This window comes from Novosphingobium album (ex Hu et al. 2023) (genome assembly GCF_022832385.1).
In the GTDB taxonomy this organism is placed as follows: Bacteria; Pseudomonadota; Alphaproteobacteria; order Sphingomonadales; family Sphingomonadaceae; genus Novosphingobium; species Novosphingobium album.
This window is the reverse complement of record NZ_JALHLE010000007.1, coordinates 43,805-66,389: the sequence shown is the minus strand read 5'-3', so window position 1 is coordinate 66,389 and position 22,585 is coordinate 43,805. Positions and strand designations below refer to the sequence as shown.

Annotated in this window: 31 protein-coding genes; 13 read left to right on the top strand and 18 right to left on the bottom strand. The window is 63.0% G+C overall.

Going from position 1 to position 22,585, the window contains the following annotated elements; genetic code table 11:
• The first annotated feature begins 51 nt into the window (after nucleotides 1-51).
• From MTR64_RS06200 to MTR64_RS06190, 3 genes are all read left to right on the top strand, one after another.
• Nucleotides 52-1,536 carry an AMP-binding protein gene (locus MTR64_RS06200; protein WP_243991920.1) on the top strand — a complete coding sequence of 495 codons (1,485 nt, stop codon included), beginning with the start codon at nucleotides 52-54 and terminating at the stop codon, nucleotides 1,534-1,536.
• Between the two features lie 120 nt (nucleotides 1,537-1,656).
• Nucleotides 1,657-2,958 (top strand): sugar MFS transporter, encoded by a 1,302-nt coding sequence (locus MTR64_RS06195; protein ID WP_419144918.1) that lies wholly within the window; start codon nucleotides 1,657-1,659, stop codon nucleotides 2,956-2,958.
• 120 nt (nucleotides 2,959-3,078) lie between these two features.
• Nucleotides 3,079-4,146 (top strand): tyrosine-protein phosphatase, encoded by a 1,068-nt coding sequence (locus tag MTR64_RS06190; RefSeq protein ID WP_243991918.1) that lies wholly within the window; start codon nucleotides 3,079-3,081, stop codon nucleotides 4,144-4,146.
• A gap of 74 nt (nucleotides 4,147-4,220) precedes the next feature.
• Here MTR64_RS06190 and MTR64_RS06185 read toward each other — a convergent pair whose 3' ends face one another.
• A complete protein-coding gene (locus MTR64_RS06185) occupies nucleotides 4,221-4,430 on the bottom strand; it encodes a hypothetical protein (RefSeq protein WP_243991916.1) in 210 nt (69 codons plus the stop codon).
• Between the two features lie 48 nt (nucleotides 4,431-4,478).
• Between MTR64_RS06185 and MTR64_RS06180 the strand changes: the two genes are divergently transcribed.
• Nucleotides 4,479-5,675, top strand: coding sequence for an MFS transporter (locus tag MTR64_RS06180; RefSeq protein ID WP_243991914.1), 1,197 nt, complete (start codon nucleotides 4,479-4,481; stop codon nucleotides 5,673-5,675).
• Between the two features lie 9 nt (nucleotides 5,676-5,684).
• Here the strand turns inward: MTR64_RS06180 and MTR64_RS06175 are convergent, their stop codons facing one another.
• The 8 genes from MTR64_RS06175 to MTR64_RS06140 form a co-directional block, all read right to left on the bottom strand.
• A complete protein-coding gene (locus MTR64_RS06175; RefSeq protein ID WP_243991911.1) occupies nucleotides 5,685-6,479 on the bottom strand; it encodes an NUDIX hydrolase in 795 nt (264 codons plus the stop codon).
• Nucleotides 6,480-6,833: 354 nt separating this feature from the next.
• A complete protein-coding gene (gene grxD / locus MTR64_RS06170) occupies nucleotides 6,834-7,163 on the bottom strand; it encodes a Grx4 family monothiol glutaredoxin (RefSeq protein WP_243991910.1) in 330 nt (109 codons plus the stop codon).
• A gap of 29 nt (nucleotides 7,164-7,192) precedes the next feature.
• Nucleotides 7,193-7,426, bottom strand: coding sequence for a BolA family protein (locus tag MTR64_RS06165; RefSeq protein ID WP_243991908.1), 234 nt, complete (start codon nucleotides 7,424-7,426; stop codon nucleotides 7,193-7,195).
• Between the two features lie 47 nt (nucleotides 7,427-7,473).
• Complete coding sequence (locus tag MTR64_RS06160; RefSeq protein ID WP_243991906.1) at nucleotides 7,474-7,797, bottom strand: DUF1476 domain-containing protein; 324 nt, start codon at nucleotides 7,795-7,797, stop codon at nucleotides 7,474-7,476.
• Nucleotides 7,798-7,929: 132 nt separating this feature from the next.
• Complete coding sequence (gene leuD, locus MTR64_RS06155) at nucleotides 7,930-8,532, bottom strand: 3-isopropylmalate dehydratase small subunit (RefSeq protein WP_243991904.1); 603 nt, start codon at nucleotides 8,530-8,532, stop codon at nucleotides 7,930-7,932.
• Nucleotides 8,532-8,699 carry a hypothetical protein gene (locus MTR64_RS06150; protein ID WP_243991902.1) on the bottom strand — a complete coding sequence of 56 codons (168 nt, stop codon included), beginning with the start codon at nucleotides 8,697-8,699 and terminating at the stop codon, nucleotides 8,532-8,534. Before MTR64_RS06150 ends, leuD begins: the two co-directional genes overlap by 1 nt.
• A gap of 5 nt (nucleotides 8,700-8,704) precedes the next feature.
• On the bottom strand, nucleotides 8,705-10,138 hold the full coding sequence (gene leuC / locus MTR64_RS06145; protein ID WP_243991900.1) for a 3-isopropylmalate dehydratase large subunit: 1,434 nt from the start codon (nucleotides 10,136-10,138) through the stop codon (nucleotides 8,705-8,707).
• An 83-nt stretch (nucleotides 10,139-10,221) separates the two neighbouring features.
• Nucleotides 10,222-10,608, bottom strand: coding sequence for a hypothetical protein (locus MTR64_RS06140; protein ID WP_243991898.1), 387 nt, complete (start codon nucleotides 10,606-10,608; stop codon nucleotides 10,222-10,224).
• 353 nt (nucleotides 10,609-10,961) lie between these two features.
• Between MTR64_RS06140 and MTR64_RS06135 the strand changes: the two genes are divergently transcribed.
• From MTR64_RS06135 to MTR64_RS06125, 3 genes are all read left to right on the top strand, one after another.
• The gene (locus tag MTR64_RS06135) at nucleotides 10,962-11,480 is read left to right on the top strand and encodes a sterol desaturase family protein (RefSeq protein WP_243991896.1); all 519 of its coding nucleotides are present in this window, start codon (nucleotides 10,962-10,964) and stop codon (nucleotides 11,478-11,480) included.
• 137 nt (nucleotides 11,481-11,617) lie between these two features.
• The gene (locus tag MTR64_RS06130; protein WP_243991894.1) at nucleotides 11,618-11,923 is read left to right on the top strand and encodes a hypothetical protein; all 306 of its coding nucleotides are present in this window, start codon (nucleotides 11,618-11,620) and stop codon (nucleotides 11,921-11,923) included.
• A 179-nt stretch (nucleotides 11,924-12,102) separates the two neighbouring features.
• A complete protein-coding gene (locus tag MTR64_RS06125; protein ID WP_243991892.1) occupies nucleotides 12,103-12,939 on the top strand; it encodes a sterol desaturase family protein in 837 nt (278 codons plus the stop codon).
• Nucleotides 12,940-12,964: 25 nt separating this feature from the next.
• On the opposite strand, the gene MTR64_RS06120 is transcribed toward MTR64_RS06125, so the two are convergent.
• The gene (locus MTR64_RS06120) at nucleotides 12,965-13,324 is read right to left on the bottom strand and encodes a YbaN family protein (RefSeq protein ID WP_243991890.1); all 360 of its coding nucleotides are present in this window, start codon (nucleotides 13,322-13,324) and stop codon (nucleotides 12,965-12,967) included.
• Nucleotides 13,321-13,734, bottom strand: coding sequence for a SufE family protein (locus tag MTR64_RS06115; RefSeq protein ID WP_243991888.1), 414 nt, complete (start codon nucleotides 13,732-13,734; stop codon nucleotides 13,321-13,323). Before MTR64_RS06115 ends, MTR64_RS06120 begins: the two co-directional genes overlap by 4 nt.
• Nucleotides 13,735-13,814: 80 nt before the next feature.
• On the opposite strand from MTR64_RS06115, the gene MTR64_RS06110 reads away from it, so the two are divergent.
• On the top strand, nucleotides 13,815-15,878 hold the full coding sequence (locus MTR64_RS06110; protein ID WP_243991886.1) for an NAD(+) synthase: 2,064 nt from the start codon (nucleotides 13,815-13,817) through the stop codon (nucleotides 15,876-15,878).
• Nucleotides 15,879-15,911: 33 nt separating this feature from the next.
• Here the strand turns inward: MTR64_RS06110 and MTR64_RS06105 are convergent, their stop codons facing one another.
• The 7 genes from MTR64_RS06105 to MTR64_RS06075 all read right to left on the bottom strand — a co-directional run bounded on the left by MTR64_RS06105 (nucleotide 15,912) and on the right by MTR64_RS06075 (nucleotide 19,457).
• Nucleotides 15,912-16,703 carry a class I SAM-dependent methyltransferase gene (locus MTR64_RS06105; protein WP_243991884.1) on the bottom strand — a complete coding sequence of 264 codons (792 nt, stop codon included), beginning with the start codon at nucleotides 16,701-16,703 and terminating at the stop codon, nucleotides 15,912-15,914.
• A gap of 357 nt (nucleotides 16,704-17,060) precedes the next feature.
• Nucleotides 17,061-17,300: a hypothetical protein gene (locus tag MTR64_RS06100; RefSeq protein WP_243991881.1), complete on the bottom strand. Its 240-nt coding sequence runs from the start codon at nucleotides 17,298-17,300 to the stop codon at nucleotides 17,061-17,063.
• Nucleotides 17,297-17,587 carry a hypothetical protein gene (locus MTR64_RS06095; protein WP_243991879.1) on the bottom strand — a complete coding sequence of 97 codons (291 nt, stop codon included), beginning with the start codon at nucleotides 17,585-17,587 and terminating at the stop codon, nucleotides 17,297-17,299. The genes MTR64_RS06100 and MTR64_RS06095 overlap by 4 nt, the downstream gene beginning before the upstream one ends.
• The gene (locus MTR64_RS06090; RefSeq protein ID WP_243991878.1) at nucleotides 17,584-17,868 is read right to left on the bottom strand and encodes a hypothetical protein; all 285 of its coding nucleotides are present in this window, start codon (nucleotides 17,866-17,868) and stop codon (nucleotides 17,584-17,586) included. Before MTR64_RS06090 ends, MTR64_RS06095 begins: the two co-directional genes overlap by 4 nt.
• A 29-nt stretch (nucleotides 17,869-17,897) precedes the next feature.
• Complete coding sequence (locus MTR64_RS06085) at nucleotides 17,898-18,302, bottom strand: PspC domain-containing protein (RefSeq protein WP_243991877.1); 405 nt, start codon at nucleotides 18,300-18,302, stop codon at nucleotides 17,898-17,900.
• Between the two features lie 103 nt (nucleotides 18,303-18,405).
• Nucleotides 18,406-19,254: a phage shock protein PspA gene (gene pspA, locus MTR64_RS06080; RefSeq protein WP_243991876.1), complete on the bottom strand. Its 849-nt coding sequence runs from the start codon at nucleotides 19,252-19,254 to the stop codon at nucleotides 18,406-18,408.
• Entirely contained in the window at nucleotides 19,251-19,457 is a 207-nt protein-coding gene (locus MTR64_RS06075; RefSeq protein ID WP_243991875.1) for a hypothetical protein, read from the bottom strand. The genes pspA and MTR64_RS06075 overlap by 4 nt, the downstream gene beginning before the upstream one ends.
• 162 nt (nucleotides 19,458-19,619) lie before the next feature.
• Here MTR64_RS06075 and pspF point away from each other — a divergent pair, with 162 nt between their 5' ends.
• From pspF to MTR64_RS06050, 5 genes are all read left to right on the top strand, one after another.
• On the top strand, nucleotides 19,620-20,663 hold the full coding sequence (gene pspF, locus MTR64_RS06070; protein WP_243991874.1) for a phage shock protein operon transcriptional activator: 1,044 nt from the start codon (nucleotides 19,620-19,622) through the stop codon (nucleotides 20,661-20,663).
• A 137-nt stretch (nucleotides 20,664-20,800) separates the two neighbouring features.
• On the top strand, nucleotides 20,801-21,316 hold the full coding sequence (locus MTR64_RS06065; protein WP_243991873.1) for a LuxR C-terminal-related transcriptional regulator: 516 nt from the start codon (nucleotides 20,801-20,803) through the stop codon (nucleotides 21,314-21,316).
• Nucleotides 21,317-21,385: 69 nt separating this feature from the next.
• Complete coding sequence (locus tag MTR64_RS06060) at nucleotides 21,386-21,715, top strand: hypothetical protein (protein WP_243991872.1); 330 nt, start codon at nucleotides 21,386-21,388, stop codon at nucleotides 21,713-21,715.
• Between the two features lie 19 nt (nucleotides 21,716-21,734).
• On the top strand, nucleotides 21,735-22,202 hold the full coding sequence (locus MTR64_RS06055; RefSeq protein WP_243991870.1) for a hypothetical protein: 468 nt from the start codon (nucleotides 21,735-21,737) through the stop codon (nucleotides 22,200-22,202).
• Entirely contained in the window at nucleotides 22,178-22,573 is a 396-nt protein-coding gene (locus MTR64_RS06050) for a JAB domain-containing protein (RefSeq protein WP_327194255.1), read from the top strand. Before MTR64_RS06055 ends, MTR64_RS06050 begins: the two co-directional genes overlap by 25 nt.
• Nucleotides 22,574-22,585: the final 12 nt, after the last annotated feature.

The window sequence follows — 22,585 nt, the reverse complement described above, 5'->3', positions numbered from 1 at the left end:
CCTGTTTTGGGTATGCCGGGCGGGGACACATCCCGGGAGAGAAGGAAAACGATGGCGGGCGATCTTTATTCACGGTTCGCGCAGAGCTTTGACCGGTTTTCCGGCAAGGTTCTGGTCGAGGATGGGGCGCGGTCATGGACTTACGGCGAAATCGCGCGCGAGGCCGGGCGTCTGGCTGCGCGGTTGCAGGAACTGGGCGTGACGCCGGGCGAACGTGTGCTGGTGCAGACGGACAAGAACGTTGAGACGTTGATCCTCTATTTCGCGACGATCCGGGCCGGGGCGATCTATCTGCCGCTCAATGTCGATTATACCGAGAGCGAACTGGATTACTTTGCCACCGATGCGACCCCGGTGCTGGCGGTGTGCCGGGACATATCCGTCGATCTGTTCGGGCGGATCGGTGGCGGGGCCATGCAGGTCACGACATTGGCGCAACTGTTCGCGGACCTGCCCGAAGCAGAAGCCGAGCCGGTGCCGCGCGCAGGCGATGATGTGGCGGCGATCCTCTATACCTCGGGCACCACGGGCAAACCCAAGGGCGCGATGCTGACGCAGGACAATCTGGCGTCCAATGGCGAGATGCTGATCGATTTCTGGCGCTTCACGCCGGAGGACCGGCTGATCCATGCACTGCCGATCTTCCATGTCCACGGACTGTTCATTGCGGTGCACTGCGTGCTGTTCTCGGGCGCCTCGATGGTGTTCCTGCCCAAGTTCGAAAGCGCACGGGTGATCGACCTGATGGCTTCGAGCACGGTGCTGATGGGCGTGCCGACCTTCTACATCCGCCTGCTTGGCGATCCCGTCTTCACGCAGGAAAGCGCTGCGCACATGCGGTTGTTCATTTCCGGCTCGGCGCCGCTGTCCGCCGATATTCACCGCGCGTTCGAGGAACGCTGCGGCCACCGCGTGCTCGAACGCTACGGCATGACCGAGACCGGAATGCTGACATCCAACCCCTATGACGGCGAACGCCGCGCGGGCTATGTCGGTCCGCCACTGCCGGGCGTCTCTCTGCGCATCGCCGAGTTCGAGACGGGTCGCGTGCTGCCGCAGGGTGAAGTCGGTATCGTCGAGGTGAAGGGCCCCAACGTTTTCAGGGGCTACTGGCAGATGCCCGAGAAAACGGCGGCCGAGTTCCGTCCCGATGGCTACTTCATCACCGGCGACATGGGCCTCATCGACAGCGACGGCTATGTCCAGTTGGTCGGGCGCGAGAAGGACCTCATCATCTCAGGTGGGCTTAATGTCTATCCCGCTGAAGTCGAGGCGCTGCTCGATGACCGGCCGGACGTGGCCGAGGCGGCGGTGATCGGTGTGCCGCATCCCGATTTCGGTGAGGCGGTGGTGGCCGTCGTCCAGCCTGCAGGGCCTTTTGATCCCGAAGCCGTGCGTGAGGCGCTGCGCAAGGATCTCGCCGCGTTCAAGGTGCCGAAGGCGGTACTCACGATGGAGGCGCTGCCGCGCAACACCATGGGGAAGATCCAGAAGAAGCTGCTGCGCGAAACCTATGCAGGACTCTTCGGGGGATAGGCGGGCCTCGTTGGTGCTTTGCGCATACGTATAAGTGTTATGCGGCGGCCTTGCCGGGGAATGCGGGTCTCTGCACAAACGGCGTTTGAACAGCCAGAACATTCCGGGGGAGACAGGGGCATGGCGGTCACGATGGACACCACGAGCAGCACCGATCCCGATTTCGGCGGCGAGGACGGTGCCGCGCATGTGAATGCGCCGGGGCTGCAATGGTTCGTGTTCGCGCTGTTCTTCATCTTTGGCGGCATCACCTCGCTCAACGATGTGATCATCCCGAAGCTGAAGGAACTGTTCACGCTCAACTACATGCAGGCGCTGTCGGTGCAGTCGGCGTTCTTCTTCGCCTACTTCGCCGTCTCGATTCCTGGCGCCTGGCTGGTGAAGAAAGTAGGCTACATGCGTGGCGCCGCGATAGGGCTTGTCGCGATGATGGCAGGCTGCTTGCTGTTCATCCCAGCCTCCGCCAGCGCGACTTTCGTGGTGTTCCTCTTCGCCCTGCTAGTCCTGGCAAGCGGCATCACGGTGGTGCAGGTGGTTGCCAATCCGCTGATCTCGCTGCTTGGGCCGGCACGCACCGCGCATAGCCGCCTGACCTTCGCGCAGGCGTTCAACTCACTCGGCACGACGATATTCCCGTATGTGGGCGCTGTCGTGATGCTGGGCAGTCTGGCGCATGTGAGCGCGGCGGACTTGTCCGGTCCGGCACTGGATGCCTATCGCGTCGCCGAGACAAAGGCAGTGGTGCATTCCTATCTGGGGCTGGCTGCTGCCTTGCTGGTGATCGCTGCTGTCGTGTGGTTCAACCGCAACCGTCTCAAGGGCGAACACCACGGCGAAGGCTCGATCCTTAGCAGCTTCGATTTGCTCAGGCGCGCCCGGTTCGGGTTCGGCGCGCTTTGCATTTTCCTGTACGTGGGGGCCGAAGTCGCGATCGGCTCGCTGATCGTCAACTACCTCGAGCAGGCGCCTGTGCTGGGACTGGGCGAGCAGGCGGCGGGCAAGATGATCCCGTTCTACTGGGGCGGTGCGCTGGCAGGCCGCCTGATCGGTTCGGCGGTTCTGCGCATGGTCAGCCCGGGCAAGGTGCTGGCGTTCAACGCCTGCGGTGCCCTGCTGTTGCTGTTCATTTCCACCCACACGTCTGGTGCGCTCGCGGCCTGCAGCTACCTGGCGATCGGTCTGATGAACTCGATCATGTTCCCGACCATCTTCAGCCTCGCCTGCGAAGGGCTCGGCAAGCGGGCCGCGGACGGGTCGGGGGTGATCTGCGTGATGATCGTGGGCGGCGCGGTCGTCCCGCCGCTGACTGGACACATAGCCGACCTTTCCGGAAGTCTGGCCATGGCGATGGCCCTTCCGGCGCTGTGCTACGCCGTAATCGCCGGGTTCGGGTGGTACGCGCGACGGCCGGTTGCGGCCTGAAACGCATCGCCACGGCGGCAAGGACGATGGGCGTCTCGCCAGCCCGACAGTCTCCCGTTAGCCCGTCCTTACGCACAGCCGGCGCCCGCTCATGACCGGCTGAAAAGGGAGATACTGCCGATGCGCCATATCCTTTCCGGAGCCGTTGCTCTTACCATGTTGGCAGCGCCTGCAGCCGAGGCGCGCGAACTGGCGGCGGTGACGCGGATCGATGCGGAGCACGCGGAACTTGAGCGCGCGGATACGGGGCCGGTGTCCATCTGGCGCAGCACGGACACAAAGCTAGATGCATCGGATGTTCTCGTCGCGAAGAACACGCATGCGCAGAAGCTGGCCGTCGAACTGCCCGTGTCGCAGCGGGACTATCTGATCCTCGAGGGCAAAAATGGCGTCGTGGTCGTGGCCGAGCGCGTGCTGCCTCTGGAGCAGGGCAGCAACTTTCGCGATATCGGCGGCTATGTCACCAGGGACGGTCAGGTCGTACGCTGGGGCAAGGTGTTCCGCTCCGGCGCGCAGCCGATGCTGACGCCCGCCGACCTTACGCTGGTGGATCAGCTTCATCTGGGCACGGTGGTCGATCTGCGTTCGATCGAGGAGCGCGAAATCAATCCCGATACAATCGACGATCGCGAAGGTGCTCTGTTCGTTTCCAACGACTACAGCATGCGGGCGCTGATGGGGCCGATGATGGCGCGCAAGGGCGAGCACATCTACGAGGGCATGGAAAAGCTGCTCGCACCCCAGTACCGTTCGCTATACCGGCAGATCATCGCGGAAGGGGAGGGGTATGATGGCGGCGCGGTGATCTATCACTGTTCCGCCGGACAGGACCGCACCGGGGTGGCCACCGCGCTGCTCTACGATCTGCTTGGCGTCGATCGCGAGACGATTCTGAAGGATTATCATCTTTCGACCGAATTGCGCCATCCGCACTGGGAAATGCCCAAGCTCGATCCGGCCGACTTTCCCAACAATCCGATCGTTGCGCATTATGCCAAGGCCTATGCCGACAAGGACGCCAGGGCCGAGCACCTGTTTACGCCGAGCGGCCAGTCGCACCTGGCGCAGTTCTTCACGTATCTCGATGCGACCTACGGTGGTTCGGCCGGCTACATGAAGCAGGTGCTGGGCTTCGCCGACGAGGATATCGCGCGGTTGCGTGCGGTGATGCTGCGGCCGGCGCAGTGACGGGACGCCGGGCCACGTCAACGGGGCATGCGCGTTAGGTTGCCAGCTGTATCGTATCCACACGTTGCCGGGCATCAGCCCGGCAACCGGCTGCCGCTGGCGGTTGTGCCGTGCTGCAATCCATCCGCAATGCCCAACACGGTGTCGAAAATGCCGTGTTGGCGAATATGTGTTGCTGCCTGAAAAAAGCGCTGGCCAAGTCCGCGCCGGAGCAGCAAATTCGCGTTTTCGTATACAACCGGCGTCAAGACCGGGCCATAAATTGGGAGAGGCATTTGGCCCATTCTGCAGCCCCTGCGGGCAATATACCGAATCATCCGCTGGCCGTCCGCATGGGCGTCATTGCGGGCGTATCGCACAACGTGGTGATCGGCACCGTCATGGGGTCCTTCGGGCTCATGCTGGCATCGGTCGAGCAGCGCCTGGGCGTCAGCGGAGAGGAAGCCGCGATTGGCATCCCGCTGGTGCTCGTCGGCTCGTCGATCCTCGCCCCGTTCATCGGCGTGCTGGTGGCGCGCTATTCGCTGCGGCTGCTGCTGATGCTGGGCGCGCTGCTGACGGTCGGGGGGTACTTCCTCCTCGCCTTCACCAACAGCTACGCGCTCTACCTCGTCGCCTACGGGCTGTGCTTCGGTCCGGCGATGAGCCTCGCTGGCTCGATCGGCCCGGCAACGCTGGTGACGCGCTGGTTCCACAGCAACCGGGGGCTGGCGCTGGGCATCGTGCACTTGCCAGTGGTGATCGCCATCGTCCCGTGGGCGCTCGAGCGAGGGTTGGGGCATTATGCGCCGACCACGCTCTACGCAGCAATCGGCACGATTTCGGCCGTGCTGCTGGTGCCGCTGATTCTGTTGACGGTGGATCATCCGCCCAGCCATGACGAGACGCAGGCGCCGGAACCCGCTGAAAAGCGCACGGCGGACGGATCTTTCACCTTTGGCCAGTTGCTGGCACGGCCGCGCTTCTGGGCGCTGTGCCTTGCCGCCATCGCCAGCATGACGAGTTCGGTGCTTCTCGGCTCGCTGCTCGTGCCCATGGGCATGTCATGGGGCTTCACCCGGCCTGAGGCAGCGCTGCTGCAGTCGATCATGTCGTTGGTCGGCATTGCCGGTTCGGTGCTTTTCGGCTGGGTTGCCGACAAGCTTGGCGGCGGGCGTTCGCTCGCGCTGATCGGCTTCAATTGCACGATCTTGTGGCTGCTGCTGCTGCAGCACCCGCCGTTTGCCGTCGCTGCGGTTGTCATCGGCCTGATCGGCATGCACGGGGCAGGCGCCATCCCGACGCTGGGACGCGGGCTTTCGGATACGTTCGGGCAGGCCAGCTACAGTCGCGGGTTCGGACTCAACACGCTGATCGGGCTGCCATTCATCGCATTTGCGGTGGTCGGAGCTGCGCGTGTGTTCTCGATTACCGGGAGTTACGATCTCGCGATCACCGCGATTGCTGTGTTCTTCGTGCTAGCAATAGCTCTGGGTCTTTATGGCGCGACCGGGCCGAAAGTGGAAGGTCCAGCCGCTGTTCCGGCCTGACCAGCGGTCTCAGCCCCGCCGCGCTGTCGCCTTGAGCTGGCCGCGCACGGGGTAACCATGCCCTTCGGGGATGATCAGCCACTCGCCGTCCGTCCGCTCCTCGGTGCCCGGGTGGACGCGCGAGACAGGATGTGCGGCAATATCCGCCAGGGCCTCGCCGTAGCTGGCATATTGGGCAAGCCGCTCAAGGTTGCGGTGCGTCGGGAAGATCACGCTGATTTCGTCGCGGCTGGCCATTTCCAGCGCACCGGCGGCGCTTGTCCAGAACAGGTGGGTGTTCTCGGTCGCATCGACCTGCACATCGACCGCGCCGGTGCCCAGGTCTGTCACGAAAAAGCGGGTGTCGAAGGCCTTGTCCCTTAGCGGGCACCAGTGCGCGTAGAGCGTCAGGGCTTCGGGAACCAGTTGCCAGCCGAATTGTGCAAGCACGGGGGCGAGAGTGCCGGTCTCCAGAAGCATCCGGCGGCCTGCCGCTGCCTCGACGGCACTGACGGGCTGGCGGGTGGCGATCATCAATCCGGTTTCTTCGAGCGTTTCGCGAATGCCTGCGATCCGGGCCGCCGCGATTTCCTCCGGTTCGTCGGGCATGAGGCTGCGCGCCAGATCGCGGTCTGCGGGATCGACGCGACCGCCCGGAAAGACTGCAGCGCCACCGGCAAAGCGCATTTCGCGAGCGCGCTGCACCATCAGCAGCTCCGGCGGGCCGCTGTCCCGGGCGTGGCGGAAGATCACCACGGTAGCGGCCGGCACGACGGCAGGTCCATTTGACGGCATCGGTTGATCGGAAGGAGCAGTCGGCAACATCGCGCGGGTCTTGCCTGTCAGTGTCCGGCAGGCAAGCGGAAATATCATGCCCGGTCTGGCGGAGGGATGTCGGCGGAATTTACACTTTGGTCTGATTTGGCTGTGGAGTATGCGACGGAAGTGGTGAAAATCCGCCGTAAATTTAATTTGGCACGGCTTGTGCTTATTGGTCTATGTACCCCCAAAGTCTCGATTGAGGCGGGGCCGATCAGTCTCCCGGCCCCGCCTCCCGAGCATCTCCAAAGAAAATCGTGGAAATCCGGTTTGCGGCGGACATGCAAAAGCCCGGAAGGCTTGTGCCAACCGGGCCTGCACGCGTCTGGGCCAATGGTTCGCAGCGATCCGCCGGGCTGGTCAGCCCTGCGCGGCGATCCCGGCGTCGGTCATCATCTGGTGCAATTCACCAGCTTCGAACATTTCCATCATGATGTCGCTGCCGCCCACGAATTCGCCCTTCACGTAGAGCTGCGGGATCGTCGGCCATTCGGAGAACGACTTGATACCCTGGCGAATGTCCATGTCCTGCAGCACATCCACGCTTTCATAGGCTACGCCGAGATGCTCGAGGATGGCGACTGCGCGGCTGGAGAAACCGCATTGCGGGAACAGCGGGGTCCCCTTCATGAACAAGACAATGTCGTTATTGTTTACAATCTCGCCGATGCGGGCGTTGACGTCGGACATGGAAGCAACCTTCTATCGAATACCTGACGTCAGTTGGGGACGGCGGTGGTCAGTTGCAAGGCATGGAGTTCGCCGCCCATGCGGCCGCCGAGTGCTTCGTAGACCATCTTGTGCTGCGCCACACGGGGCTTGCCGGTAAAGGCGGCGGAAACGACATGCGCGGCATAGTGATCGCCGTCACCGGCGAGATCGGTGATCGTCACTTGTGCGTCGGGCAGAGCTGTACGGATAAGGGATTCGATCTCGCTGGCGGGCATCGCCATGGCCGGTCTCCGGATTGCGGGTCCGGTGTGCCGGCCCGGGGATTGGTTCAGGCTTCGCCGAGGAAAGCGCGGCGGGCTTCGACCTGCTTGGCTTCGAGTGCGGCGCGCACTTCGGCTTCGCTCGAATCCACGCCGGCCGCCGTCAGGTCGCCCAGAAGCTTGCGGATGACGTCTTCGTCGCCGGCTTCCTCGAAGTCGGCCTGAACCACGCTCTTGGCATAGGCTTCGGCTTCGGCCTGCGACAAGCTCATGCGTTCCGCCGCCCATTCGCCCACGAGGCGGTTGCGGCGAGCCTGGATGCGGAACTGGGTTTCGGCATCATGCGCGAACTTGGCTTCTTCGGCGCGTTCACGATCCTGAAAACTGGTCATCGAAAGTCCTCGAATGAATAACCCAGAGAATCTGGGGCCCCTTTACTCAAGACATGCGGATACGGCCCGCATTGATCCGGTTCAATCCTGATTCGCAATTCGCTGACCGCAATCGCCCTCGCGGGCCCGCGTTCAATCGACCGTTGCGGGCGTGCGGGCCAGGAACGGCAGGTTGGACTTCGCCCTGGCTTCGTAGGCCGAGATGGTCTCTCCCTGCGCCATTGTCAGACCCACTTCGTCGAGGCCATTCTCGAGGCAATGCTTGCGGAACGGATCGATGTCGAAAGTAAAGCGGTCCTGAAACGGGGTCGTCACCGACTGGGTTGTCAGATCGACATCGATGGTGTCGGTCTTCGCGACTTCCATCAGCCGGTCGATCGCTTCCTGCGGCAAGGCAACGGTGAGGATGCCGTTCTTGAAGGCATTGCCCGAGAAGATGTCCGAGAAACTCGGCGCGATCACGCAGGTCACGCCCATGTCGAGCAGAGCCCAGGCGGCGTGTTCGCGGCTCGAACCGCAGCCGAAGTTGTCACCCGCGATCAGGATCGGTGCGCCCGCGTATTCAGGATCGGTGAAGACGTTGCCCGGCTCGGTCCTGACCGCCTCGAAGGCGCCCTTGCCGAGACCTTCACGGGTGATTGTCTTGAGCCAGTGGGCGGGGATGATGACGTCGGTGTCGACGTTCTTGCGACCGAACGGGATGGCACGGCCGGCGACGTGGTTGATCGGTTCCATCAGTCTGTCTCGGGAGCCTGTTCGGGGTGAGCTGGAGTGTCGTTCGCGCGGGCCTTGCGGCGCTTCACGAACAGCAGCGCGGCGGCGATTGCGGCCGAGCCGATAGCCGCACCGGCGGCGAGAGCGGCCTTGGTGGCCAGCGAGTTGTCTTCGGTTTCGTCTGCCATGATCGTTATCCTGCCAGTTCGCGCACGTCGGTGAGCTTGCCCGTCACGGCAGCGGCGGCGGCCATGGCGGGGCTCATCAGATGGGTGCGGCTTCCGGGCCCCTGACGCCCGGTGAAGTTGCGGTTGCTGGTCGAGGCGCAGCGCTCGCCTGCGGGCACCTTGTCCGGGTTCATTGCCAGACAGGCCGAGCAGCCCGGCTCGCGCCATTCCAGACCCGCCTCGATGATGATCTTGTCGAGGCCTTCGGCTTCGGCCTGCGCCTTCACGAGGCCGGAGCCGGGCACGACGATCGCCCACTTCACATTGTCCGCCTTCTTGCGGCCCTTGAGCACTTCGGCCGCGGCACGAATGTCTTCGATGCGGCTGTTGGTGCACGAGCCGATGAAGACATTCTGCACTTCCACGTCGGTCAGTTTCGTGCCGGGCGTCAGGCCCATGTAATCGAGGCTGTGCCTGACCGCGTCGCGCTTGGACGCGTCGTCGAAATCTTCCGGTGCGGGAACCACGCCGCCGATTGCCGAGGTATCCTCGGGGCTGGTGCCCCAGGTCACGGTCGGCTGGATGTCCTCGGCGCGGATGAACACGGACTTGTCGTAAGTCGCGCCTTCGTCGGTCGCCAGGCTCTTCCACCAGGCAACGGCCTTGTCCCAGTCTTCGCCCACGGGGGCGTAGGGGCGGCCCTTCACATAGGCGAACGTCGTCTCGTCCGGGGCGACCAGACCTGCGCGGGCGCCGCCCTCGATCGACATGTTGCACACCGTCAGGCGGCCTTCGACCGACATCTCGCGGAACACGTTGCCGGTATATTCGATCACGTAGCCGGTGCCGCCTGCCGTGCCGATCACGCCGATCACGTGCAGGATCACGTCCTTGGGGCTGACGCCTGCGCCCAGCTTGCCCTCAACGCGCACCTCGAAGGTCTTGGACTGCTTGAGCAGCAGCGTCTGCGTGGCGAGCACATGCTCGACCTCGCTGGTGCCGATGCCGAAAGCCAGCGCGCCGAGGCCGCCGTTGCAGGCGGTGTGGCTGTCGCCGCAGACGATCGTCGCGCCGGGCAGCGAGAAACCCTGCTCGGGGCCGATGACGTGGACGATGCCCTGCTCAGGATCGGCATCGCCGATGTAGCGGATGCCAAATTCGGGCGCGTTCTTTTCCAGCATTTCCAGCTGCTGCGCGCTCTGCGGATCGGCGATCGGCACGCGGTTGCCCGCGGCATCACGGCGCGGGGTGGTGGGAAGGTTATGGTCGGGCACCGCGATCGTGAGATCGGGACGGCGTACCGGGCGGCCGGCCGCACGAAGGCTTTCGAAAGCCTGGGGGCTCGTCACTTCGTGGACGATGTGGCGGTCGATGTAGATGAGGCAGGTGCCGTCGTCGCGAGTGTCAACGACATGGGCATCCCAGATCTTCTGGTACAGCGTGCGCGGAGTCTTGGTCATGGTGAGGCGCGATTAGGCGCGCCCGTCCCGCAATTCAAGCGGAACGGGCGCGATTTTCCGAAGCGGAAGGGATTGCCCGCCGCTCAGCCGCGGCGGCCGTCGCGGTCGGAGCGCTCCATGTGCAGGGCGAACTGGACCTTGCTGATCTTCGCCTTGAGAACCCTGGTTTCACGATGGGTCAGGCCATCGCGGGCATAGCTGGCATAGAGCCGCTGGATCTGCCGGGCATCGCGGTGCAGGCCGTTGGCTTCACGATAGGAGATCCGGTGGCGAGCCGCAGCGCGATCGATCTGGGCGCGCAGGCCATGGATATCGGAGCGGATCGAGCGGGCGCGGTCCATTTCATGGCGGTCCGGCGTATGGCGGGCGGACTGTTCGTGCCGTGTCTCGTGGGCCGAGGCCGGGAGGGCGGCGCCCATGCCCAGGGCCACGGCGAGAGCGGGGGCGATGATCTTGGTCAGGGTACGCATGGTCAATATTCCTAGGTTGCGACGGGTGGGGTGATCCCGTGCATTCATAAATATGGCCACTAAGATGAACGCGAGGAGACTCGCCAGTCACAGACCTGTCGGGATTTGTAATTAAGAGTCGCAGCCCGAAAGCGCTAGAATTCCCCCGCGACCCGAAGGGAGGGGGAGCACGATAGGCAAAAAACGCAGGCGCAGGCATGTCTTGTCCCCAGATGGAGCATGTCTGCGTCTGTTTTTTGGATCGGGCGGGGCGTTTGGCGCCGCGTTCTCCCGGTTTCCCGGAAATCTGCTGAAATGACGATGCCATTGCGGCCGCGATAGGCGCGCGAGCGGCGGGGTGCTATGGGCGGGTCATGTCTCCGATTGCCGCCACGTTCACTGTGCTTGCCACCGCCGCCGCGATGGAATTTGTCGCCTGGTCCAGCCATAAGTACGTGATGCACGGGTTCGGCTGGGCCTGGCACCGCGATCACCATGAGCCGCACGAGGGGATTCTGGAGAAGAACGATCTCTATGCGCTGGTGGGGGCAGCGATCAGCATAAGTCTGTTCGCGATTGGATCGCCCATGCTGATGGGGGAAGGCGCGTGGGAGCCGGGGACGTGGATGGGGCTCGGCGTGCTGCTTTATGGTGTGATTTACACGCTGATTCATGACGGCCTGGTGCACCAGCGTTATTTCCGCTGGGTGCCCAAGCGCGGCTACGCCAAGCGGCTGGTGCAGGCGCATAAGCTTCATCACGCCACAGTCGGCAAGGAAGGCGGAGTCAGCTTCGGGTTCGTGGTCGCGCGCGACCCCGCCCTGCTCAAGCGCGAATTGCGGGAGCAACGAAGCCGCGGGATCGCCGTCCTGCGCGAGGCGATCGGGGACTGATCCGCGCTGGTGCCAGTGTGGAACGATCTTTTCCCAGGACTGGACATCTGCGGTACCTGTCCGCACCATCGCCGGGCAATGGTGAGCTGTATTCGGCGTTTCGCTGTATCATGAGGAATTTGGAGGAAGTTGGCCCGATGGACCAAACCAGTGACGGTGAGCGGGCGGTTGAGCGGCTGCCCAGCCAGAAATCGGCATTCGTTTCGGAAGAGCTGAGCAAGATACTCGATATCGTGCACGCCAGCACGCCGAAGGATGCGAAGGTCAGCATCGAATTTGATGGCAAGCTTCGCCTGCATGTCGATGTGCGCAATGGCGAGGACGTCGAGGTTCTCAAAAAGGTGCTGCCGATGCTCGGCACTGGTGTCTTTCATGGCGTCGAAGTGGGCGCGACGCCCCATCACCCCTTCTTTCACCGGATTTCCGCATTGATCGACCGCTAGGGGCAGGGCTCCGGCAGGTTTGCAATGCCGCCCTCTGAACGGATCTGTGCAGCGATCTGATAGACAGTCCTGTCTATTCTGATTGAACGGGAACAGCGTTTTCGGTATGAGCAGTGATCGCTCATAACGGTCTGCGGATGCAGACACGCGCCCGGTTTTGCATAACAGCAGGATTATTGATGAATTCGTCTTTCGTTTCGACGCTGCTTGCCAATTACCATTGGCAGCTTTCGCTGATCACCGGCCTTGGCATCATCGCAATGGTGCTGCTCGGCAAGGCTATTGCCTTCGCTGTTCCCGCGCTGCGGGTGGAGGCAAAGCGCAATACCGATGCGTACCGCCAGAAGATGGAAAAGCCGAGCTATGCGGCAAACCAGAAATGGAACCGCAAGTGGGCGATCCTGTTCATCGTCATCATCTTCGGCGGTGTGCTGCCGTTCTGCCTGACCGCCGACGCGCAGCCCTGGTGGCAGGTGGCGCGCGACATCGTCGTGATCCTGATGTTCTACGATTTCTTCTACTACCTCACCCACCGCTTCCTGTTCCACGATAGCGCGCTGCTGGGTGGCGCCGGGCCGCTCAAGTGGATGCACGCCGTTCATCACCGCCAGCACAATCCCTGCCGCGGCGATTCGAGCTTCATCCATCCGCTGGAAGTGGCGATCGGGCTGGGGCTCTATGTTGCTTCGATCGCGGTTCTTGCCGCGCTGATGGGGCAGTTCCATGTCGTGACGATCGTGATCACATGGATGGCGTTCAACCAGATCAACCTGCACAACCACGACTTGTGGGAGACGGACCGCTTTCCGTTCCGCTATCTCAACTATGTCTCGGTGATGCACCACAACCATCACGCCCGCTTCACCGGCGGTAACTTTGCGACGATCACGCTGCTCTACGACTGGATGTTCGGCACGCTCGACAACGGTGACGGCCATCGCGGTGAATTTACGCCCCAGATGGCCGCGCAGGCAGCAGCGGCCAAGGCTGCGGCCAAGGGTGCCAAGAGCGCCTGAGGCGCATTGATCCGGACCGCGGGTCTTACTCGGCCCGCGTCCAGATCCAGGGGCCGATTACCGCCAGCACGCCCACCGGGATCAGCACCCAGGGCCAGCCGAGCGTCAGCGCTACGAAGCCCACGCTGAGCGACATGGCGCCGATCGCGGCCACTTTGCCCTTGCGGCTCACGGCCCGCCTGTCGCGCCATTCGCGCAAATGGTGGCCATGAGTGGGATGGTTATAGAGCCGCTCGGCCCATTCGGGATGGCTCTTGGAAAAGCACCAGGCCGCCAGCAGGTAGAACACCACCGTCGGCAGCAGCGGCAGGAAGATGCCGAGCGTTCCCAGCGCGACGAAGAAGATCCCTGCCGCCATCCAGACCGGGCGGGTTATCCGTTTCATGATCCGGCGGCGTAACGGGCGGCGGTTTCGCGAATCAGCGCGATCATGTTGGGCACGCCCTGCGTCCGGTTCGACGAGAGCTGGTTCTTGAGGTCAAACGGTTCGAGCGCGGCGGCAATGTCGGTTTCGGCGACGGCGGCGGCGGGCTGGTCCTGGACAGCGGAAATCACCAGCGAGACGATGCCCTTGGTAATCGCCGCGTTGCTGTCCGCCAGGAAATGCAGCGTGCCGTCGTCCCTGGCCATGGGATAGACCCAGACGCTGGCCGAGCATCCGCGCACCTTGGTAGCATCGGTCTTGAGCGCATCGGGCATCTCGTCGAGCTCGCGGCCCAGTTCGATGAGGAGGCGGTAGCGTTCGTCGCCGTCGAGGAACTCGTACTCTTCGCGGATATCGTCAAGGCTGCGCATGGTTCCTGCATTTAGGGGGGTGTTGCTGGAGGGCAAGGGGAACATTGCTCTCCGCCCCCAATCCTGTCAGGGATTTGCCCATGACCGAAGCGAAAGCGCATCCCTTCTACGCCATGCACGAACACGGCTTCGTGCGGGTCGCCACTTCGACGCCGCATGTGCGGACCGCCGATGTCGTGTTCAACCGTGATGCGGTGCTGGCCGAGGCGCGCCGCGCGCATGAGGCGCGTGTGGACCTGCTGGTGTTTCCGGAACTGTGCCTGTCCTCGTATGCGATCGACGACCTGCACCTGCAAGGCGCAATGATCGAGGCGGTCGAGGCTGCCATCGCGGACATCGTGAAGGCCAGCGCCGAGTTATCGCCGGTGCTCCTCATTGGCGCGGCGCTGATGCACAAGGGGCGGCTTTACAACTGCGCGCTGGCGATTGCGCATGGGCATCTGCTGGGCGCGGTGCCCAAGTCCTACCTGCCCAATTACCGTGAGTTCTACGAGAAGCGCTGGTTCGCCAGCGGCAAGGGCATCACAGGGCAGATGATCCGGGTGAACGGGCACGATGTGCCGTTCGGCACCGATCTGGTCTTCGCCTCCGAAGTGCTGCCGCACTTCCGTTTCTTCGCCGAAATCTGCGAGGACTTCTGGGCGGCCACGCCGCCAAGCTCGCTCGGTGCGCTCGCCGGGGCGACGATCCTGTGCAACCTCTCGGCCTCCAACATCGTGATTGGCAAGTCGGACGAACGTCACATGCTCTGCCGCTCGCAATCGGCGCGCACGGCATCGGCCTATGTCTATTGCGCCGCCGGGCACGGCGAGAGCACCACCGACCTTGCCTGGGACGGGCAGGGGGTGATCTACGAACTGGGCGACCTCTTGGCCGAGAGCGAGCGTTTCTCGCTGCACCCGGAACTCTGCGTGGCGGATGTCGATTGCGAGCGCATTGTCATGGACCGGTTGCGTATTCCCACCTTCAATGATGCGGGTGAGGCGGCTGGGCGCCCGGACGAGACTTTCCGGACCATTCCCTTCCGACACGCCCCGCACGGCGGGGACATCGGGCTCGTCCGTCCGGTCAGCCGCTTCCCCTTCGTGCCCGACCGGGCCGAGCGGCTCGATGCCGATTGCTATGAGGCGTTCAACATCCAGGTCGACGGGCTGATGCGGCGGCTGGAGTCGACCGGCGCGAAGTCTATGGTGATCGGCATTTCCGGCGGGCTCGATTCCACCCATGCGCTGATCGTGGCAGCCAAGGTCTGTGACCGGCTCCGCCTGCCGCGCACGTTCATCCGCGGCTATACGATGCCCGGTTTCGCCACCAGTGACGATACCAAGAGTAATGCCTGGAAGCTGATGCGCGCGGTGGGTATCACCGCCGAGGAAATTGACATCCGCCCCGCGGCCACGCGGATGCTGGAAGACATCGGCCATGCCTTTGCAGGCGGCGAGCCTGTCTACGACGTGACCTTCGAGAATGTGCAGGCGGGCCTGCGCACCGATTACCTCTTCCGACTCGCCAGCCAGCACAATGGCTTTGTGGTCGGCACTGGCGATCTCTCGGAACTGGCGCTGGGCTGGTGTACGTACGGTGTCGGCGACCAGATGAGTCACTATGCCGTCAACGCGGGCGTGCCCAAAACGCTGATCCAGTACCTCATCCGCTGGTGCGCGCGCGGCGACCAGTTCGATGCGGCGACGGACGAAGTGCTGCTGGCGATCCTTGATACTGAAATCTCGCCCGAACTGGTGCCGGCCGGGGCGGACGGGGCGATCCAGAGCACCGAGGCGAAGATCGGCCCCTACGAGCTCAACGACTTCTTCCTGCACCACGTGATGCGCTTCGGGCAGAAGCCGTCGAAGGTGGCGTTTCTCGCCTGGCATGCATGGCGCGATACCATGGCGGGCAGCTGGCCTGACGGTTTCCCGCAAGATCGCAAGAACCAGTACGATCTCGCCACGATCCGTGACTGGCTGGAAAAATTCCTGCGCCGTTTCTTCGCTTTCAGCCAGTTCAAGCGTTCGGCGATCCCCAATGGTCCGAAGGTATCCTCGGGCGGCGCGCTCAGCCCCCGCGGCGACTGGCGTGCTCCGTCCGATGCCAGCGCAGCGGTATGGCTGGCGGAGCTGGATGCGCGGGTGCCTGAGGCGTGAGGGGCCTCTCAGCGAACGATGAGAGCGGGAAAATCACGCGGCGATCGCCACGAGGTTGACCGATGGCGTTGCATCAGCGGAGATCGTTACATCTCCAATGGTAAATGGGCATGCGCACGGCTCCCCACTGGTGCGACCTCTCAGGCGGTGGATCATGTTGAGTGCCGCTACGCGCCAATTGTCCGGCATGACAGGCAAGGTGACTGGCAACGTCATCCATTTAACCCTGGCGCAGCGTCGCACCTCAAGCTCGATCATCTCGTCTCGCCCGGTCATTCCCATCACAGAGACCGTTCCGAAATGACGTGACAACTCCCGCTGCAGTCCTCGCTTGCTGTATTCTTTTACATGCCAGCGGTTCCAAGGCCGTTGCAGTGGCAAGAGCCGCGTGTCCCGGTCAGGCGTGACCAGCAGCAATTTCCCTCCCGGTACAAGAATGCGCCGAATCTCCGATAGGTAGTGCTCGGTATCGGTGACATGTTCGAATACCTGGAAGGATAGCACCATGTCGAAACTGGCGTCGGCGAACGGAAGTGGGCTCGATGGATCAATCTGGTCAAAACTCAGATTTTCGCGAATAAAGCGGTCTCGAGCATAAGCAACGGCATCAGCGGCGACATCGACTGCGACAACACTGTCCGCCGTCTCTGCAATCATCGCCGATCCGTATCCACTGCCGCACCCGAAATCGAGAACCCGCTTGCCTCGCGTCATAGCCTCGGCAAAGCGGTAGGTGGCGAGGTGCAGGATATGGATCACATGGTCTTGAAGCGAGCCTGTATAATGCTCCTCGACCATGCGCTCGCCAGTCGGTTCAAGTATCATTGCAACCTCGTTAATTGAGGTGAAGCAGTATTCTTTCTAATGGTTAACAAGTCTACCCCTCGGAGGCGCCACTGATGGCGTGGTGGAGCCCGAAGCATCACGCGTCACATCCTTGGTTGCGCCTATTTCCGGGAAAGAACCGTGCATGAATTCGGCCTCGGGTGCCATTCCTGCTGCGCTGATGCGAACAGGGGGGTGGGGCCTTTTCAGGCTGTTGCTGAAATCGAATGATCGCTGCCTGCCTGCAGGCGTCCTGCGAATGTCAGGCGCGTGTTGGACACAAAGTGGTGCCGGGTATCAACGGACGGGCAGCATCGCGCAGGCCTATATGCAATCGCAAATCCGGCTCACCACGGTTCAGTCCCGCAGCGATTCGATCTCGCGGGCGAGGTCCTTGCCACGCTGCTCGTCAGTGGCGATGCGTTCCAGCACGGCAATGCGCTTGCGCATTTCCTCGACCTCGCGCTCGAGTTCGTGCTCGCGGGCTGTGTGGTCGTAACCGCCGTTCTTGTGGCCGAGGGCGCGGTACTTTTGCGTGCGCAGCCAGGTCCAGCAGCCAATTGCGAACAGGACGACGACAGCGGTCCAGAAACTCATTGCTTGGTTACCTCAACCGGTTCGATGTCGCGTAGCGCGTCGATCTGCGTGGCAAGATCGGCGCTGCCGCCTTCTGTAGCGATACGTTCGAGAACGCGCACCCGGTTTTCGAGCTGGGCGTTCTGCGCGGCATATTGTGCGGCCTTTTCCGCAGTCTGTCCGGCCATGATTTCCAGCTTGCGTTCCTGGAAGGCAAGGTGCCGCTTGTAGGCGTTGGCGAGGATCGACACCACGATGATGACGGCTGTCATCAGCACCAGCAGTGCAACGACTTCTTCCGGGGTCATTGGCGGGTCTCGCTCGGTGCGCGCTGGCTTTCCACCTCGCGTTGATCGCGCAGGGCCTCGATCTGCAGGGCGGTGTCATAGCCCTTATCGGTGACGATCCGTTCGAGCACGCGCACGCGCTCCTCCAGTTCGGCGTTGCGGTTGGCGTAGAGTGCGCTTTTTTCCGCCGTGGCTTCGAGCTCCATCCTGAGCATGTCGCGCTTATGCTTGGTCCAGATCGCGATGATGGGGATGCTGACGCCGATGATCGGGATCAGCAGGGCCAGGTTTCCGGTGTCCATTGTGCTTGATTCCTGTTTCCGGTTCGCGCTCAGCGCAGGCTGTCGATCTCGGCAGCAAGGCGCGAGTTGCTCGAGCTCGCATAATGCGCTTCCATGTCGGCGATGCGCTTGTCGAGATCCGACAGGTCGGAACGCAGGCGGCTCGAGCGAGGCGTGCTGCCCGGCATGGTCAGGCCGCGGCGCTGGCGGCGGCGTTCCATGCGGCGCAACAGGCGTTCTTCTTCCACTTCGCTATAGAGGCCCATCGGGCGACTGTCGGCCAGAACTGCCATGGCTATGTAGATCAGGATGACGAAGGGAAAGCCAAGCAGCGTGAGCAGCACCGCGCCGAGGCGCACCCAGAAGGTGTCGATACCCGTATAGTCGGCGATGCCTGCGCAGACGCCGGCCAGCTTCGCGTTCGACTTGTCGAGATAGAATTGTCCGCGTGACACTGGTTATCCCTTCCCTTGAAAACGAAACGTCCCGGTAATTTGCCCCCCGTCTCGCATGGCGGGGACTTGGCACGCTTCCGGGACGAAAGCGCGCGTGCGCGGGTCAGGTGGCCGGGTCTTCGACCGGCTTCGGAGCGTCCGAACCCATGGCACGCTTCATTTCGGCGAGTTCGGCCTCGATTGTGTCGCCATCGGCGAGCGCGGCGATTTCCTCGGCGAGCGTCGGCTGGCGGCTGTCGCCCAGGCTCATCGCCTCGGCCCGACCTTCGGCATAATCGACGCGGCGCTCGAGCTGGTCGAAGCGCGCGAGCGCTTCATCGACGCGCTCGTTCGAGAGCAGCGTGCGCAGTCTGATCCTGTTTTCGGCGCTCTGCAACCGTGCGGCGATGGCGCTCTGGCGGCTGCGGGCTTCGCGCAGGCGATTCTGCAGCTTCTCGATGTCCTGTTCGTAGGCGCGCAATGAATCGTCGAGCACGGCGATCTCGGCGTTCAACTGATCAGCCATGTCGGTGGCCTTCTTCCTTTCGAGCAGCGCGGCGCGGGCGAGGTCCTCACGGCCCTTGCTCAGCGCGAGCTGGGCCTTCTCGCTCCAGTCTGCCTGCAGCTTGTCGAGCTTGGCGACGTGGCGGCGCAGTTCCTTCTGGTCGGCGATGGTGCGCGCCGAGCTGGTGCGCACCTCGACGAGGGTCTCCTCCATTTCGAGGATGATCAGGCGGATCATCTTCGCGGGGTCTTCGGCCTTGTCGAGCAGGTCGTTGAAGTTGGCGGCGATGATGTCGCGGGTGCGGGAGAAGATACCCATCCTGATGTTTCCTTTGTTGTAGGCCGGGCGAAACTGGGCGTGTTGGAAGCGACCGTTGAAAGTGCCGAAAGTGTCGGCGCCGAATTTGTTGGCCGGGCCGGTCTGCCGGCAATTCTGCAGCACTTCGATTTCTGCGTCGAGCCTGCTCATGCCAGCGGCACCCCGCAGACCGGCGCCGCGGCGTAAGCGGTGGCAACGCCGAAACGGTCCGCCATGGCCAGGAGGTTGAAGGCGCCCATTGCCAGGAGGCTGATGATGATGGCCCAATCCAGCTTGGTGCGGGCCAGAGTCGAGCGCACGGCGGGCCGGGCAGGCTGCTGTGCGGGCTGGGTCTTGGCGGTGCGGGCAAACATGGCTTGGTTCCCTCGATAGTCCTGAACGCTGTGTTGTCCTTCATTCAGCAAAGGGTGTGCCAAATTCCATCTGTGGCGGAATTCACCCGATCTTCTGTGAAACTTCCGGTCTGCAGAGGATATTAATTGCCAAATAATGGCAAAATACACTAAATAATAGCAATGGAGCGCGATGTTCAGTTTATCGGCCAGTCCATGGCCTTTCTTGACGCGGTTGAGCGGGCCAGTCGTGCCGCGCCGGTGCGCCGTCCTGTCCTGGTCATCGGCGAGCGCGGTACGGGCAAGGAACTGATCGCCCAGCGCCTCCACCGGCTCTCGCCGCGTTGGGGAGAGCCGCTGGTGACGCTGAACTGCGCTGCGCTGCCCGAAACGCTGATCGAGGCGGAACTGTTCGGTCACGAGGCCGGCGCATTTACCGGGGCGACGCGCGCGCGGGCGGGTCGGTTCGAGGAGGCGGACCGGGGCACGCTGTTCCTCGACGAACTCGGCAATCTGTCGATGGCGGCGCAGGAGCGGCTGCTGCGCGCGATCGAATATGGTGAGGTGGTGCGCATCGGCGCCTCGCGGCCGGTGACGGTGGACGTGCGAATCGTCGCGGCGACCAATGCCGACCTGCCGCGCATGGCGGAAGAAGGCACGTTCCGCGCTGACCTGCTCGACCGGCTCAGTTTCGAGGTCATTACGCTTCCGCCGCTGCGCGCGCGCGAAGGTGACGTGTTCGAGCTGGCGGACTACTACGGTCGCCGCATGGCCAGTGAGCTGGAGTGGAGCAGCTGGCCCGGCTTTTCCGGAGAGGCGCTGGACGCGCTTGAAGCGCATGGCTGGCCGGGCAATTTGCGCGAGCTGCGCAATGTCGTTGAGCGTGCGGTCTATCGCTGGGCGCGCGAGGATGCGCCGATCGCGCAGATCGTGTTCGATCCCTTCGAAAACCCCTGGGCGGATGGGGCGGCGCTTCCGGACCAGGTGCCGGCACTGCATCCAGCTCCTGGTTTCGCACGGGCGGAGGCCGCGCTCGAGCCGGCGCCGCCGCCGGAAGACTTGCGTGCGGCGGTCGATGCGTATGAGCGCGGGTTGCTGCTCGATGCGCTGCAGCGTCACCGCTGGAACCAGCGGCGGGCGGCATCGGCGGTCGGGCTGACCTACGACCAGCTCAGGCACGGCATGAAGAAGCATGCCCTTCACGAAAATGCGGCAGGTGCCGGGTAGCCGGGGTCCGGAACGAGGTTCGATTCGTACCGCCGTTTCCCCGGCAACGAGATCGATTGGTTTTACCAAGCGGATGTTATACAGATAACTAAAGTTAGTTATTGCTTCATCAAGTAAGGTATTCGGGTGAACTTGCCGTGTTCGAAGACGATCATCCGTCGGGCCAGCTGGAAAATCTGACGCCAAAGCAGATTGAAGTCCTCGATCTGCTGATTATGCACCGCACGACCAAGGAGATCGCGCGCGAACTGTCGATTGCGCCGAACACCGTTGACCAGCGGATCAATGCGGTGCGTGACAAGTGGGGCACGACGAACCGCAAGGATACTGCGCGGCGCTACGCGCAACTGCTGGAGCAGTGTGGCAAAACCACATGTGGTTTTTCCCGTGTCGACCCTTTGGATGAGCATGGGGAAGGAAGAGAGCGGGACCTGCCGGTCGATCCGTTCTTTGTTCTTTCCGACACCCTGGCCACGCGCCGGCATCAGGACTGGCATGAGAATACGGATAGCAGACCGGTGGGCCTGGAGGCTCTCGATGCACGGTTTGGGCGGGCTGGCCGAGTTGGCGCGGTCTTCCTGCTGGCGCTGGTCATGGCCCTGATTCTGGTGTCGTCTTTGGCGATAGCGGAAGTTCTTGGGCGGTTGATCTAGCCGGAAACGGACCGGGCCGGTGCCTTCGACCTGGAAATGGCGCCTTGGCGCCTGGGGAAGGCAACGATCATGACTCCTGAAATTGCCGGTATGCGGATTGCCCGTAGCATCAAGTCGGTCGAGAACGACATGGATGAACTTCTGGCCAAGGCCGGGGAACTGCTTGCGGAGGTGGCCCGGGCCCGCGTCAGCACCCTGAATGCAGCCGTGCAGGGGCAGCGGCCGCTTGCCCGTTTCGCTGCGATGCAGAAGTGCCTTGTCGAGGCCCGTTCGGAGCTCGTGCGGGCTCACAGTGACCTGTCGAAGCTGGCCGAATCCATGGACATCGCTTACCAGTGCCCTGAAAACGCGGTGTTGGAGGAAGGGCTGGACGGGGAATTGCAGACCCTCGCCGGTTGATGCAGCGGAGTGGGTGGACTTGGACCTGACACAGAGGATCGCATATTTCCTGATCCTGATCCTTTCGGTCGGACTCGGCCTCTGGAAAGGCGGGGCTCCCGAGCGCACGGGGGCTCTCGTCTTCGTCGCGATGGCGTTGGTTCAGGCAGCGGTGATGAGCGTCATTCCCAGCCACTTCGTCAAAGTCGATCCCGATTCCCTGATGACGGACTTAATCGGCTTTCTCGGATTCGGTTATCTCGCCCTGGAGGCTCGGAGGTTTTGGCCCATATGGGCAACATCGCTGCAAATCCTGAGCCTCAGCGCACATTTCGTGCGATGGGCGGACATCGGTATTCATCCACTGGTTTATGCGGTGATGCGCGGGGGGCCGACCTTCGGAGCGGCGATAGCGATTCTGATCGGCACTCTGTCGCACTGGCGCCGTCTGCACCGCCATGGCTTCGATGCTTCCTGGCAGACCTGGTCGCGGCACGCAGCCCGGTAAAGCCGCTCTCTAAGCCGCTGCTGGAAGTCCTTGTCGGGCACATGGGCGTGCTGCGCGAAGAGATCGTGCTCGAGATATTATTTGATTCGAACGGATACCTGTGCGGACAACGGGTGCAGGCCGATGGCGATCCCATTTCGATCTCGGCGCGTTACCGCAGCCTGTTCGAACATGCCTTCCGGATGCAGGCGAGCGGGCTAGTGCTGGTTCACAATCACCCTTCCGGAAATCCCCGGCCCAGCGCGCAGGACATCGCGGCGACGCGCCGTCTGGCCGCAGTTGCCCGGGCAATGGATATCGAATTCCATGATCACGTTGTCATTGGCGGCAAACATGCCGTGAGCATGAAACGGGCGAGGCTGATGCCGTAGCAGGGCGAGATC

What these genes read in the sequence shown, in the direction of transcription:
- MTR64_RS06200 (WP_243991920.1), top strand. Translation starts at nt 52, where the DNA reads ATGGCGGGCGATCTTTATTCACGGTTCGCGCAGAGCTTTGACCGGTTT.
- MTR64_RS06195 (WP_419144918.1), top strand. Translation starts at nt 1,657, where the DNA reads ATGGCGGTCACGATGGACACCACGAGCAGCACCGATCCCGATTTCGGC.
- MTR64_RS06190 (WP_243991918.1), top strand. Translation starts at nt 3,079, where the DNA reads ATGCGCCATATCCTTTCCGGAGCCGTTGCTCTTACCATGTTGGCAGCG.
- MTR64_RS06185 (WP_243991916.1), bottom strand. Translation starts at nt 4,430, where the DNA reads ATGGGCCAAATGCCTCTCCCAATTTATGGCCCGGTCTTGACGCCGGTT.
- MTR64_RS06180 (WP_243991914.1), top strand. Translation starts at nt 4,479, where the DNA reads ATGGGCGTCATTGCGGGCGTATCGCACAACGTGGTGATCGGCACCGTC.
- MTR64_RS06175 (WP_243991911.1), bottom strand. Translation starts at nt 6,479, where the DNA reads ATGTTGCCGACTGCTCCTTCCGATCAACCGATGCCGTCAAATGGACCT.
- grxD (WP_243991910.1), bottom strand. Translation starts at nt 7,163, where the DNA reads ATGTCCGACGTCAACGCCCGCATCGGCGAGATTGTAAACAATAACGAC.
- MTR64_RS06165 (WP_243991908.1), bottom strand. Translation starts at nt 7,426, where the DNA reads ATGGCGATGCCCGCCAGCGAGATCGAATCCCTTATCCGTACAGCTCTG.
- MTR64_RS06160 (WP_243991906.1), bottom strand. Translation starts at nt 7,797, where the DNA reads ATGACCAGTTTTCAGGATCGTGAACGCGCCGAAGAAGCCAAGTTCGCG.
- leuD (WP_243991904.1), bottom strand. Translation starts at nt 8,532, where the DNA reads ATGGAACCGATCAACCACGTCGCCGGCCGTGCCATCCCGTTCGGTCGC.
- MTR64_RS06150 (WP_243991902.1), bottom strand. Translation starts at nt 8,699, where the DNA reads ATGGCAGACGAAACCGAAGACAACTCGCTGGCCACCAAGGCCGCTCTC.
- leuC (WP_243991900.1), bottom strand. Translation starts at nt 10,138, where the DNA reads ATGACCAAGACTCCGCGCACGCTGTACCAGAAGATCTGGGATGCCCAT.
- MTR64_RS06140 (WP_243991898.1), bottom strand. Translation starts at nt 10,608, where the DNA reads ATGCGTACCCTGACCAAGATCATCGCCCCCGCTCTCGCCGTGGCCCTG.
- MTR64_RS06135 (WP_243991896.1), top strand. Translation starts at nt 10,962, where the DNA reads ATGTCTCCGATTGCCGCCACGTTCACTGTGCTTGCCACCGCCGCCGCG.
- MTR64_RS06130 (WP_243991894.1), top strand. Translation starts at nt 11,618, where the DNA reads ATGGACCAAACCAGTGACGGTGAGCGGGCGGTTGAGCGGCTGCCCAGC.
- MTR64_RS06125 (WP_243991892.1), top strand. Translation starts at nt 12,103, where the DNA reads ATGAATTCGTCTTTCGTTTCGACGCTGCTTGCCAATTACCATTGGCAG.
- MTR64_RS06120 (WP_243991890.1), bottom strand. Translation starts at nt 13,324, where the DNA reads ATGAAACGGATAACCCGCCCGGTCTGGATGGCGGCAGGGATCTTCTTC.
- MTR64_RS06115 (WP_243991888.1), bottom strand. Translation starts at nt 13,734, where the DNA reads ATGCGCAGCCTTGACGATATCCGCGAAGAGTACGAGTTCCTCGACGGC.
- MTR64_RS06110 (WP_243991886.1), top strand. Translation starts at nt 13,815, where the DNA reads ATGACCGAAGCGAAAGCGCATCCCTTCTACGCCATGCACGAACACGGC.
- MTR64_RS06105 (WP_243991884.1), bottom strand. Translation starts at nt 16,703, where the DNA reads ATGATACTTGAACCGACTGGCGAGCGCATGGTCGAGGAGCATTATACA.
- MTR64_RS06100 (WP_243991881.1), bottom strand. Translation starts at nt 17,300, where the DNA reads ATGAGTTTCTGGACCGCTGTCGTCGTCCTGTTCGCAATTGGCTGCTGG.
- MTR64_RS06095 (WP_243991879.1), bottom strand. Translation starts at nt 17,587, where the DNA reads ATGACCCCGGAAGAAGTCGTTGCACTGCTGGTGCTGATGACAGCCGTC.
- MTR64_RS06090 (WP_243991878.1), bottom strand. Translation starts at nt 17,868, where the DNA reads ATGGACACCGGAAACCTGGCCCTGCTGATCCCGATCATCGGCGTCAGC.
- pspA (WP_243991876.1), bottom strand. Translation starts at nt 19,254, where the DNA reads ATGAGCAGGCTCGACGCAGAAATCGAAGTGCTGCAGAATTGCCGGCAG.
- MTR64_RS06075 (WP_243991875.1), bottom strand. Translation starts at nt 19,457, where the DNA reads ATGTTTGCCCGCACCGCCAAGACCCAGCCCGCACAGCAGCCTGCCCGG.
- pspF (WP_243991874.1), top strand. Translation starts at nt 19,620, where the DNA reads ATGGAGCGCGATGTTCAGTTTATCGGCCAGTCCATGGCCTTTCTTGAC.
- MTR64_RS06060 (WP_243991872.1), top strand. Translation starts at nt 21,386, where the DNA reads ATGACTCCTGAAATTGCCGGTATGCGGATTGCCCGTAGCATCAAGTCG.